At 56.5% G+C, this 12057-nt stretch carries 9 protein-coding genes and 1 pseudogene; 3 read left to right on the forward strand and 7 right to left on the reverse strand.

Annotated elements, in window-relative coordinates:
* Nucleotides 1-8 precede the first annotated feature (8 nt).
* From ACX1CU_RS21755 to ACX1CU_RS21780, 6 genes are all read right to left on the reverse strand, one after another.
* Nucleotides 9-1658 (reverse strand): Na/Pi cotransporter family protein, encoded by a 1650-nt coding sequence (locus ACX1CU_RS21755; RefSeq protein WP_459400292.1) that lies wholly within the window; start codon nt 1656-1658, stop codon nt 9-11.
* A 168-nt stretch (nt 1659-1826) separates the two neighbouring features.
* Nucleotides 1827-2819 (reverse strand): ABC transporter ATP-binding protein, encoded by a 993-nt coding sequence (locus tag ACX1CU_RS21760; RefSeq protein WP_459400293.1) that lies wholly within the window; start codon nt 2817-2819, stop codon nt 1827-1829.
* 4 nt (nt 2820-2823) lie between these two features.
* Nucleotides 2824-3609: an ABC transporter permease gene (locus ACX1CU_RS21765; protein ID WP_459400294.1), complete on the reverse strand. Its 786-nt coding sequence runs from the start codon at nt 3607-3609 to the stop codon at nt 2824-2826.
* Between the two features lie 17 nt (nt 3610-3626).
* Nucleotides 3627-4466 carry an ABC transporter permease gene (locus ACX1CU_RS21770; RefSeq protein WP_459400295.1) on the reverse strand — a complete coding sequence of 280 codons (840 nt, stop codon included), beginning with the start codon at nt 4464-4466 and terminating at the stop codon, nt 3627-3629.
* A gap of 10 nt (nt 4467-4476) precedes the next feature.
* Entirely contained in the window at nt 4477-5274 is a 798-nt protein-coding gene (locus ACX1CU_RS21775) for an alkaline phosphatase family protein (protein WP_459400296.1), read from the reverse strand.
* A gap of 11 nt (nt 5275-5285) precedes the next feature.
* On the reverse strand, nt 5286-6347 hold the full coding sequence (locus ACX1CU_RS21780) for an ABC transporter substrate-binding protein (protein WP_459400297.1): 1062 nt from the start codon (nt 6345-6347) through the stop codon (nt 5286-5288).
* 416 nt (nt 6348-6763) lie between these two features.
* Between ACX1CU_RS21780 and ACX1CU_RS21785 the strand changes: the two genes are divergently transcribed.
* Together ACX1CU_RS21785 and ACX1CU_RS21790 are read left to right on the forward strand one after the other, a co-directional pair.
* On the forward strand, nt 6764-7036 hold the full coding sequence (locus ACX1CU_RS21785) for a ferredoxin family protein (protein WP_459400298.1): 273 nt from the start codon (nt 6764-6766) through the stop codon (nt 7034-7036).
* A gap of 16 nt (nt 7037-7052) precedes the next feature.
* Nucleotides 7053-7187: pseudogene (locus ACX1CU_RS21790) on the forward strand (hypothetical protein); the annotation flags it as partial.
* Between the two features lie 83 nt (nt 7188-7270).
* On the opposite strand, the gene metH reads toward ACX1CU_RS21790, so the two are convergent.
* On the reverse strand, nt 7271-10951 hold the full coding sequence (gene metH, locus ACX1CU_RS21795) for a methionine synthase (RefSeq protein ID WP_459400299.1): 3681 nt from the start codon (nt 10949-10951) through the stop codon (nt 7271-7273).
* A gap of 250 nt (nt 10952-11201) precedes the next feature.
* Between metH and iclR the strand changes: the two genes are divergently transcribed.
* Entirely contained in the window at nt 11202-12032 is an 831-nt protein-coding gene (iclR, locus tag ACX1CU_RS21800; protein WP_459400300.1) for a glyoxylate bypass operon transcriptional repressor IclR, read from the forward strand.
* The last annotated feature ends 25 nt before the right edge of the window (nt 12033-12057 follow it).

The raw sequence follows: 12057 nt of genomic DNA on the forward strand, positions 1-12057 counted from the left end.
GGCCCTTTTTACCTTGTGCTGGGGGTCTCTTCCCAATCACGATCGTCGTCTTTTTCATCTTGCTCAAGCACGTTATAGGCTACCGAGCAAAACAGCGAGTTAAGCCGCTTCATATCCCCCAGCAGGCCCAGATGCAGCGCACTGGTGGCTATGCTTTGTATGTTTTGCTGATGCAGACGTTCAACATGAGCATGCGCATAGCGACGATCCAGAATACGGAAACGGTGTTTGGAGCGGCGCAAGCGCTTGGCGCTGGTGATGTCCCCGGCGATAAATACCGACATACTCAGCCGCAGGTTGCCGGTCAACCTTTCGTGTAACGTATCCAACTCTGCCAGGCCTTCAGCGGAGAACGAATTTCGTGAACCGCGCGATTTATCCGCCACATCATTGGCCATACGCTCGATAATATCGCCTGCCTGTTCCAGGTTGAGCGCCATTTCGATAATCTCCGCCCAACGGCGCGAATCCGCCTCGCCCAAATCCTCTTTCTGAATCTGTGCCAGATAGAGTTTTATCGCGGTGTACAACACGTGCACATCATCATCCAGGCGGCGAACTTCCTTATTCTGGCCAAGCTTACCGTGCAGCACCTCGCCATGCAGAATCATCATATGCTCGATCACATCCCCCATGCGCAGGGTTTCCCGCGCCGCATTAACCAGCGCCAGAGAGGGAGTATCCAGCGCACTGGCGTCAAGATGGCGTGGCCGCAAGCGGGGGTCTACCTCGGGCACATCAGCAATCAACAGCTCACACAGACGCGCCATCGGCCCTGACAACGGCACCTGCAACAGGCAGCGAATCAGGTTGTAGAACATGTGGAAATAGATCACCAATTCTTCCGCAGCGCCCGGCAATCCTTCGATACCCTTTGCCAGAACAGAGACAAACGGCAGTACCAATGCGCAGCCCAGCAGCTTGAACAACAGGCTGCCGAGTGCCACACGGCGCGCAGCGGCATTTTGCCCACCGGTGTTGAGGGTGACCAACAGGCCACTGCCCAGGTTGGCCCCAATCACCAGGCAGAGCGCAACCTGTAGGGAAATCACGCCGGACGCGGTCAGAGTAGCAGTCAACAGCACCGCCGCCAGGCTGGAATAGCTGACGACGGCAAACAGCGCGCCAATCAGCGCGTCGAGCATCACATCACCGGTCAGCGATGAGAACAGCACCTTCACGCCATACCCTTGGGTAATCGGCGTAGCGGCGGCCACAATCAGTTCCAGTGCCAGCACGATCAGGCCCAGGCCGATGGCCACACGCCCCATCTGCCCGACACGAGTCTGCTTGCGGCTGAGAAATACGATCACGCCGACAAAAATCAGCAGCGGCGAAAGCCAGGAAAGATTGAACGTCAACACACGCGCCATGATTGCGGTACCGACATCGGCACCAAGCATGATCACCAGCGCAGGCCCCAGGCCCACCAGCCCTTGAGCGACAAAAGAGGTGACCAGCAACGCCGTGGCATTGCTGCTCTGCACCAGCGCGGTGACGCCGATCCCGGCCATAAAAGCCAGCGGCTTTTTCTCTACGCTGTGGCTCAGCACCTGACGCAGGTTAGCGCCATAAACCCGCATAATCCCGGTACGTACGATGTGGGTACCCCACACCAGCATGGCGATAGCGGAAAGCAGGTGAAGAAGGGTTAACACAGACGGAGTACTCCATTAACGCCCGGCAAGTCACAGGCCTAAAGTCATTGTTGTTGCAGCAGTGATTTCCCACCGATAGGCGCGACGATAAAACGCAGTTCGCCGAAAAGAAGCATCACGCTGCGATGGGTTATCATCCTGTTGTTATCGTTGAAGATCGCGACAAAATCATGCAACTTCGCGTAATGTTACTATTTCTAATTGTAACCCAATTTCACTGCCATTGGCGCGCAAATCGGCAATGGAACGATTGAGCACGTCCACCCACAGCTCAACGCCATGGGCCCGAACGCGATAACGCACCACATTGCCCAACAGGCTGTGGTGGAGAACGACGGCGGCAATCCCTTCCCCAGCGGGCAGCAATTGGATCGATTCCGGGCGGATCGCCACTTGCCCACGGTAGGTTCGCCCGGTCAGAGCCTGCGCCTGTTCAGCACTCAACAGGTTGTAACTGCCAATAAACCCGGCGGCAAAGGCATTGGCCGGTTGGGTATACAGCGTTTCTGCGTTGCCGCTTTGCACAATCTCCCCTTTGTTCATCAACACGATGCGATCGGAAAGCGTTAACGCTTCTTCCTGATCGTGGGTGACAAAAATCGCCGTCAGGTTCAGTTCACGCTGGATACGGCGGATTTGCTCACGCAGATGTTTGCGAATGCGGGCGTCCAATGCCGACAGCGGCTCATCCAGCAGCAGCAGGCGTGGCCGCGTTACCAGCGAGCGCGCCAGCGCCACGCGTTGGCACTGGCCACCAGAGAGCTGATGCGGGTAGCGCTTCACCAGTTCGGTTAACTCCACCAGTGCCAGCACCTCCTGTACCCGCTGGCGGATCTGCTCGGCGGGCAGCTTCTGCATCTTCAGGCCAAAGGCCACGTTACCTTCTACGGTCATATTGGGGAACAGCGCGTAGCTCTGGAATACCATGCCGATACCGCGCTTTTGCGGTGGCAAAGGCACCAGATCCTGACCTTGCAGCAGGATCTGCCCGCTATCCACCGGAGTCAGCCCTGCCAGGCAACGTAGCAATGTCGATTTACCGCAGCCGCTGGGCCCAAGCAGGGTGACAAACTCACCCTCTTCGGCGCTGAAATCGATATCGTGAAATACCTGGGTGTGACCATAGTGTTTGTTAAGGCGAGTGACGTTGAGATAAGCCATATGATTAACCCCTGGTTTTATTCAGCAGATTGGCCAGCCAGGTGACGAGCAGCACCACGGCAAAATAAGAGATGACCAACGCGCTGGTGAAGTGGCCGCTGCCATTACGCATATTGAACAGGTAAACCTGCAGCGTTTCATACTGGCTGCCGACCAGCAGGTTAGCGAATACAAACTCACCAATCAGAAATGAGAACGACAGCAGCACTGCGATCATCCCGCCTTTGCGCAAGTTTGGCAGCACCACCAGCAACGCCGCCTGCCAGGTACTGGCCCCCAGTAGATGGGCGGCATCCATCAGATCGCGCAGGTTGATTGCCTGCATATTGTTGCTGATGGCGCGGTAGATAAACGGCAGAGCGATGGTGAAATAGCAGCCAATCAGGATCCAGGGTGTGCCCAGCAGCGGCAGCGGATCGGCAGCAAATAGCTGCATCAAACCCACAGAGGACACCACCGGCGGCACGGCAAACGGCAGCAGGATCAGCACGTTCATCACCGCATCCAGCTTAGGAAAATAGTAAGCAATCACAAACATCAGCGGCAGGATCACCACCACCGCCAGCACCAACGTGCCGAAACAGATCAGCAGTGAGTGCCACAGCGCCTGTAGAAAGCGCGGATCGCTCCATAACGCCACCAGCCACTTCAGGGTAAAACCCTCCGGCAAAATGGTCGCGCCCCACTGCGTCGCTAGGGCATACACCAGCGTCGCCGCCAAGGGCAGCAGCAGGATCAGAAATAACAGGGTCACCACCACCCGGTGATAAACCGTTTCAAAACGCCGCATAGACATCCCCTGCCAACTCACAAACGTGCATTAAGGTAACTCCTGCGTAGGAGCCATTGATGCACCACCGTGATAAATCCCATCATCACCACCAGCATCATGGCCAGCGCGCTGGCCAGGTTCGGATCGAGAGAAATATCCCCGGCCACCAGCGCTGAAATACGGATCGGGATCACGTTGAAATTACCGGTGGTCAACGCATACACCGTGGCGTAGGCCCCTAGAGCGTTGGCCAGCAGAATGACGAAAGTGCCCATCAGCGCCGGTGCCAATACCGGCAGGCCGATATAGCGCCAAAAGTGCCATGGCCCTGCCCCCAGCAACGCCGCAGACTCGCGCCAGTCCTCACGCAGCGCATCAAACGCCGGATACAGCAGCAACACACCAAGCGGGATCTGGAAGTAGGTGTAAAGCACAATCAGCCCGCTTTTCGAATAGAGGTTAAAACTGTCCATCAGGCCACACTTGTGCAGCAATAGGGTCAGGCAACCATTCAGCCCCAGCAGAATGACAAACGCGAACGCCAGCGGTACTCCGGCAAAGTTGCTGGTCATATTGGTAAATGACATCACAAAATCATGCAGCCGGGTTGGGCCTAGCTGGCGAAGTGAGTAACTGCCCACTAACGCGATCAGCAAACCGTAAACGCTTGACCACAATGAGATCTCCAGCGAGAACTGGAATGCCTGTAGGTAAAACGGCGAGGTCAGCACATCAACATAGTTACCCCAGCCCCAGCCGCTGCTTTCACTGAAAAAGCTGCTGACCGCAATCCATATCAGCGGGACAATCTGAAACGCGCCAAACAGCGCGATAAACGGCAGCAGGCACAGCGCAGCAATCCACTTGGCTTTCATCTCTTCACCTTCATGCCAGCAACGCCCGGCAGCGAGGCTTGTCGTGTACCGCCTGCAACAGCTCGCACAGGGTGCCGCACAGCTCGGTCTGTTGCGGATTGGCATCGTTCTGGCTGAATGCCTCCCCAAACACAAACAGCGGTATCTGCCGCTCTTCCGGCAATACCCCGCCGTGGCTATGATCGTCATTCATGCCGTGATCGGCGGTGATCATCACCTGATAACCCGCTGCCAGCCAATCCGCCAGATAGCGTGCCAACAGGCCGTCGGCATTGCGGGCAGCATTGCGATATTGGGGGGAAGACAGCCCATGGCGATGCCCGGCATCATCAATATTCATCGGATGGATCAGCAGAAAATCAGGATGGTAACGACGGCGCAGATTTTCCGCATCGTCAAACAGATGTGAATCCGGGTAGCAATCGTCGTAATAGAAATGACCATGCTGGATCGGCAATGCCGGGTCATCGGTATGGCGATCGCGGGCGGCATCGAATGGCGTGCGGTTATACAGTTCGCTGAACCAGTGATAGGCCGCTGCCGCAGTGGTCAACCCGGCGGCACGCGCATAGTGAAATACGCTTTTCTCCCGCGACAGCCGCGATACCTGATTGTGTACCACACCGCTTTCTACCGGCGTTACGCCGGTGAGAATGCATTCATACAACGGCCGGGAGAGCGAGGGCAACTCGCTCTCCATCAGATACAACCGCCCGCGCCCTGCCACACATTCCGCCTGGAGATAGCCCATAGCATCATGGGCTACCTGATAGTTGAGGCCATCCAGCAGTACGAGGATCGTCTTCATAATACGTTAACTCACTGTTGCATCTGCATAATGACGTTTTCCTGCCACAGGCGTGGCAGCAGTTTGGCGCTCTTTTCCCAGGCAGCCAGATCGGCAATCGGGTGGGCATTTTTATACTGTTCCGCCGGTAGCAGCTTGGCCTTTACGTCGTCCGGCAGCGTAATATGTTCAGCGCGGATCGGGCGGGCATAGCCGCGCGCCAGGTTGATCTGGCCTGCATCTGAGAAGATATATTCGCGCGCCAGTTTGGCGGCATTCGGGTGTTTGGCGTATTTATTGATGACGGTGGTATAACCGGAGGTGATGGAGCCGTCAGACGGGATCAGTACTTCGAAACGGGTTTTATCGATCTGATCGCGGTAGTTCAGGCCGTTAAAGTCCCACACCACGCCCACCTGCACTTCACCTTTTTCCAATGACGCAATCACCGGGTTGGTCATGCTCAGCCGCCCGGCTTTGGCCAGCTTGCCGAAGAACTCCAGCCCCGGCTTGAGGTTTTTCTCGTCACCGCCCATGGCATAGGTTGCCGCCAATACGCCGCTGGCGGCCTGCGATGCAGTACCCACATCGCCGATAGTGACCTGGTAGTTACCTTTCAACAGATCGGCCCAGCTGCGCGGAATATCCGGCACCTGCTGTTTGTTGACGATAAAGGCGATAGTGCCGGTATAGGCCAACGCCCAATGGCCATCCTGGTCTTTCGCCCAAACAGGAATCTGCGCCCAGGTGGTGGGTTTATACGGCTGGGTTACGCCTTTTTGCACCGCGATCGGGCCGAAAGCCGCTCCCACATCGCCAATATCCGCCGTAGCATTGCCTTTTTCGGCATCAAACTTGGCGATCTCCTGCGCCGAACTCATATCGGTATCCATATGCTTCAGGCCATACTGACTTTGCAGATCGGCCCAGGTTCCTTTCCAGTTAGCCCAGCTGTCCGGCATGCCAACGCTATTCACTTCCCCTTCCTTCTTGGCCGCCTGAATCAGCGCGGCCAGATCGCTGTCAGCGGCCCAGCTCATCTGGCTGGTCAGCGCAATGGCACTGGTTAACACGCAAGCGCACAAACGTTTCATAACTGATGCTCCAGGTGGTGTGATGGTGTGAGATGAGCTGGATGATTCCAGCAAGAACCTATACCCCAAGCTGCAACTGCGGGTAAGAAGGGTATAGCGGACAATTGTGATAATTATATGTCAGTATAAAAAAACAGCGGTTTTATTACATTTCGGCTCTGATGATGAACACAGCTCTGCTTTACCTGTGGGAACGATCGGTTTACCCACCGGCCTCAATCGCGCAGAAACTGTGCAAAATCAATAAAGTCGTGGCAGCAGGTGTTATTCTGACGAGCTTGTTCGCTAAATGCGGGAGCAAGCAACGACGTCAATGGCTCGGCGCCCTCCATACTGCGCAAGCTGCTGTGGCGGCATGCGCGCCGTATTGGCCTGAGACAATGGCTGAAAGATACCGTCAATGGAATGCGTTGTTTATGAATAAACCCGATCAGAGTCACAATAACTATCGGGTGGATAATACCCGACCGCACATTATTCTGGCCGGTGCACACGATCGTAAAATGCTGATGCGTTTGGTGATTGCCTGCCCGGCTGGGCTTTTCCAGCTCCAACCGGACGGCAGCCTGTTCTTCGATGTGCGGGGTTGCCTGGAATGTGGTACCTGTCGCCTGCTGTGCGGGGAGGAGACCATTGCCCGCTGGTGCTATCCCGATGCGGGCTACGGCATTGAGTTCCGTTTTGGCTGAGAATCATTACCACTAGCAGGATACGCTGCCCGCCGCTGAGGCCTATCACAACATGTGGATGATGGGGCTAGGGGCCACCAGCCTGCTGGTATTCACCTTTTTGCTGTTCAACAGTAGACAAGGTGTTCCCCTAAAAAACAACCCGCGATGATTCAAGCCGGTCAGTTAATGACAACCCCCTCTCCGAAAGAGAGAAGGGGCTTCTGGCTTCCACATTAAGCGATCTAAACCCTGTTAATCCGCATCGTATCCTAAGTTAGGAGCCAGCCAGCGCTCAACTTCGCTGACTTTCATCCCTTTACGCGCCGCGTAATCTTCTACCTGATCGCGCTGGATTTGCGCCACGGCAAAATATTTGCTCTGCGGATGGCTGAAATACCAACCGGAAACCGCCGCCCCCGGCCACATGGCGAAGGATTCGGTCAGTTGCATGCCGGTATGGCGGTTAACGTCCAGCAACTGCCAGATCTCGGCCTTCTCGGTATGTTCCGGGCAGGCCGGATAGCCGGGAGCCGGGCGGATGCCTTGATAATTTTCCCGGATCAGCTCTTCGTTACTCAGGTTTTCATCCGTCGCAAAGCCCCAATGCAGCTTACGCACCTGCTCATGTAGGTATTCGGCAAAGGCTTCCGCCAAACGATCCGACAACGCTTTCACCATGATTTTGTTGTAATCATCGTGTTTAGCGTCGTAGGCTGCCGCCAGCGCATCTTCTTCCAGCCCGCCGGTGACGGCAAACGCGCCAAAGTAGTCGGCCTTGCCGCTGCTTTTCGGTGCCACGAAATCCGCCAGGCAGTAGTTAGGGAAATCGGTTTTTTCGGTCTGCTGGCGCAGGTGACGGCTCACTACCAGCACCTCGTCGCGATTTTCATCGCGATAGACTTCCACGTCATCACCCACGCGGTTGGCCGGGAACAGGCCATAAACACCGCGCGGATTGAGGCTACCGCTTTCCGCCAACATATCCAGCATCTGGTTAGCATCCTGGAGCAGGCGTTTGGCTTCTTCACCCACCACTTCATCTTCCAGAATGCGTGGGTATTTACCCGCCAGCGACCAGGTCATAAAGAACGGCGTCCAGTCGATATAGTGACGCAACTGGTTAATGCTCGCCGTCACCGGGAATACGCCCAGCTTGTTTGGCACCGGCGGCTGGTAGTTCTCCCAATCCAGCACCATGGCGTTATCCCGCGCCTGCTGCAAACTCACCGGTGGAGTACGCGGCTTTTTGCGCCCATGCTGAATACGCACGGTTTCATACTCTTTGCGCGTGCGGGCGACAAACTCGTCACGCTGGGTATCTGACAGCAACGCCGACACCACGCCGACGGTACGCGAGGCGTTTTGCACATAGGTGGTCGAGCCGCTGTAGTTCTGCTCGATTTTCACCGCAGTATGCGCTTTCGAGGTGGTGGCACCGCCGATCAACAGCGGCAGGGTAAAGCCCTGGCGCTCCATCTCTTTCGCCACGTTTACCATCTCATCCAAAGATGGGGTGATCAGGCCAGACAGGCCGATTATATCCACCTTCTGCTCGCGTGCGGTCTTGAGGATCTTGTCCGTCGGCACCATCACGCCCAGATCGATAATTTCGTAGTTATTGCATTGCAGCACCACGCCGACGATATTCTTGCCGATGTCATGCACGTCGCCCTTCACCGTCGCCAGCAGGATTTTGCCCGCCGTAGTGCCTTTCTGCTTGCTGGCCTCAATATAAGGTTCGAGGTAAGCCACCGCCTGCTTCATCACGCGGGCGGATTTCACCACCTGCGGCAAAAACATTTTCCCTTCGCCGAACAGGTCGCCTACCACGTTCATTCCAGACATCAGCGGGCCTTCGATCACTTCGATCGGGCGATCCGCCTGCTGACGCGCTTCTTCGGTATCGAGCTCAATAAACTCGGTGATGCCCTTAACCAGTGAATATTCCAGGCGTTTCGCCACCGGCCAGCCGCGCCATTCCGCCTGCTGCACCGCCACTTCGTTATCTTTGCTGCCCCGATACTTTTCTGCCAGATCCAGCAAGCGCTCGGTGCCATCCTGGCGGCGATTGAGCACCACGTCTTCTACGGCTTCACGCAGTTCGGTACTCAGATCGTCGTAGATCGCCAGTTGCCCGGCGTTGACGATCCCCATATCCATGCCGTTACGGATGGCGTGATACAGGAACACCGCGTGGATCGCCTCACGCACCGGATCGTTACCACGGAACGAGAACGACACGTTGGAGACACCACCGGAGATCATCGCGTGTGGCAGATGAGTTTTGATGTCGCCGCAGGCTTCGATAAAGTCGACGGCATAGTTGTTATGCTCTTCGATCCCGGTCGCGACGGCAAAAATGTTCGGGTCAAAAATGATGTCTTCCGGCGGAAAGCCGACGCGTTCGGTGAGGATCTTATAGGCTCGGCGGCAGATCTCGAACTTGCGCTCGCGGGTATCGGCCTGGCCGACTTCGTCAAACGCCATCACCACCACCGCCGCACCATAGCGGCGCACCAGTTTGGCATGATGGATAAAGGCTTCTTCGCCTTCTTTCATTGAGATCGAGTTCACGATGCCTTTGCCCTGAATGCATTTCAGGCCTTTTTCGATCACGCTCCATTTGGAGGAGTCGATCATGATCGGCACGCGGGCAATGTCCGGCTCACCGGCAATCAGGCTGAGAAAGCGCACCATCGCCGCTTCGGCGTCGAGCATGCCCTCATCCATATTGATGTCGATGATCTGCGCGCCGCTTTCCACCTGCTGGCGCGCCACCGCCAGCGCTTCGCTGTATTTCTCTTCTTTGATCAAGCGTTTGAAACGTGCCGAACCGGTAACGTTGGTACGCTCACCCACGTTGACAAACAGCGATTTGGCATCAATATTCAGCGGTTCCAGGCCGGACAACCGGCAGGCCACTGGCAGTTCTGGCAGCTTGCGCGGCGGCACGCCGGCTACCGCTTTCGCCATCGCGGCGATATGAGCCGGGGTGGTACCACAGCAACCGCCGATGATATTCAGGAAACCGGCCTGCGCCCATTCGCCGACCTGTTTGGCCATCTCTTCGGCATCCAGATCGTATTCACCAAAGGCGTTGGGCAAACCGGCGTTGGGGTGCGCGGTCACGTAGCTTTCAGAAATGCGCGACAGTTCCGCCACGTATTGGCGCAGCTCATCCGGGCCGAGCGCACAGTTCAGGCCAAAGGTCAGCGGTTTAACGTGGCGCAGCGAGTTGTAGAAGGCTTCGGTGGTCTGGCCCGACAGGGTACGGCCGGAAGCATCGGTAATGGTGCCGGAAATCATGATCGGCAGCGCCACACCCAAGGCTTCAAATTCGGTTTCTACCGCAAAGGCCGCAGCTTTGGCATTCAAGGTATCGAAGATCGTTTCGATCATGATCAGATCGACGCCGCCCGCCACCAGCGCACGGGTCGATTCACGGTAGGCGTCCACCAACTGGTCGAAAGAGACATTACGGAATGCCGGATCGTTTACATCGGGTGAGATAGAAGCGGTACGGTTGGTCGGGCCCAGCACCCCGGCGACGTAACGCGGTTGTTCCGGAGTACGCGCGCTCCATTCATCGGCACAGGCGCGGGCCAGCAACGCGGCCTGATAGTTAATCTCGGCAGACAGCGACTCCATATGGTAGTCGGCCATGGCAATCGGGGTGGAGTTGAAGGTGTTAGTTTCCAGAATGTCGGCGCCGGCCTCCAGATAGCCGTTGTGGATCGCCGTGATCACCTCCGGTTTGGTCAGCACCAGCAGATCGTTGTTGCCCTTCAGATCGCTTTGCCAGTCCGCAAAGCGTTCACCGCGGTAATCCTGCTCTTCCAGCCGATAGCTCTGGATCATGGTGCCCATACCGCCGTCCAACACTAAAATACGCTGCGCTAACTGCTGACGCAGTTGTTCTACTCGATTCGTCACTGTCACCCCTTATACCCGCCGACGTTCAAATTGCTTTCAACATCTACCGGATATAGATAATCGCCATCGCCCAAATGCCATATAAACAAACGAGTCATCCTAGCACAGGTTGTAGAAGCAAAGGTGTGAGCGCTCATTGAGAGTTTTTCAGGTTGGCTAGCCAACAGATCCGATGAGCAAAGATGCGCCTTGCAATTCATACTCAAAAAACGAAAATGAATTCCACCATACGGAAAATAGAAGGTGAATCATGGCCACACCCGTACCCGCCAAGCGAGGCAAGAAGCCGCGCACCGCAGCACCCGCCGCCAGTGCCGCAACCGGCCAGGTCCAGTCACTGACCCGTGGCCTGAAATTACTGGAATATATTGCTGAAGCGCACGGTAACGTCGCGCTGACCGATCTGGCCCAGCAGGCCGGATTGCCTAATTCCACCACCCATCGCCTGCTCACCACCATGCAACAGCAAGGTTTTGTCCGCCAGGTGGGCGATCTTGGCCTGTGGACCATGGGCGCACATGCGTTTGTGGTCGGCAGCAGCTTCTTGCAGAGCCGCAATCTGCTGGCGATGGTGCACCCGACGCTGCGCCGCCTGATGGAGGAATCCGGCGAGACGGTTAACCTGGCAGTACTGGATACCAGCGAATATCAGGCGGTAATTATCGATCAGGTGCAGTGCACCGCGCTGATGCGCATGTCGGCCCCGATTGGCGGCAAGCTGCCGATGCACGCTTCTGGCGCAGGCAAAGCGTTTCTGGCTACGCTTTCAGACGCTCAGGTCACCAAGCTGCTGCATAAAAAAGGCATGCACACCTATACCGCGCGCACGCTGACACCGCATAACCTGAAAGAAGGGCTGGCGCTGATCCGCAAGCAGGGTTTCTCGTTTGACGACGAAGAACATGCGCTCGGCCTGCGCTGCGTAGCGGCCTGTATTTTTGATGAGCACCGCGAGGCCTTTGCGGCGATCTCCATTTCCGGCCCGGTTTCACGCATCACCGACGATCGCGTGACGGAACTCGGGGCGTTGGTGATACACGCCGCCAAAGAGATCAGCCTCGAATATGGTGGCGTGCGTTAACGTTCTCACCTGCCTGCCATCTTGG

The organism is Serratia sp. D1N4 (genome assembly GCF_054552755.1).

Coding starts and splice junctions, on each gene's coding strand:
- ACX1CU_RS21760 (WP_459400293.1), bottom strand. CDS start 2,819: ATGGCTTATCTCAACGTCACTCGCCTTAACAAACACTATGGTCACACC.
- ACX1CU_RS21765 (WP_459400294.1), bottom strand. CDS start 3,609: ATGCGGCGTTTTGAAACGGTTTATCACCGGGTGGTGGTGACCCTGTTA.
- ACX1CU_RS21770 (WP_459400295.1), bottom strand. CDS start 4,466: ATGAAAGCCAAGTGGATTGCTGCGCTGTGCCTGCTGCCGTTTATCGCG.
- ACX1CU_RS21775 (WP_459400296.1), bottom strand. CDS start 5,274: ATGAAGACGATCCTCGTACTGCTGGATGGCCTCAACTATCAGGTAGCC.
- ACX1CU_RS21780 (WP_459400297.1), bottom strand. CDS start 6,347: ATGAAACGTTTGTGCGCTTGCGTGTTAACCAGTGCCATTGCGCTGACC.
- ACX1CU_RS21785 (WP_459400298.1), top strand. CDS start 6,764: ATGAATAAACCCGATCAGAGTCACAATAACTATCGGGTGGATAATACC.
- iclR (WP_459400300.1), top strand. CDS start 11,202: ATGGCCACACCCGTACCCGCCAAGCGAGGCAAGAAGCCGCGCACCGCA.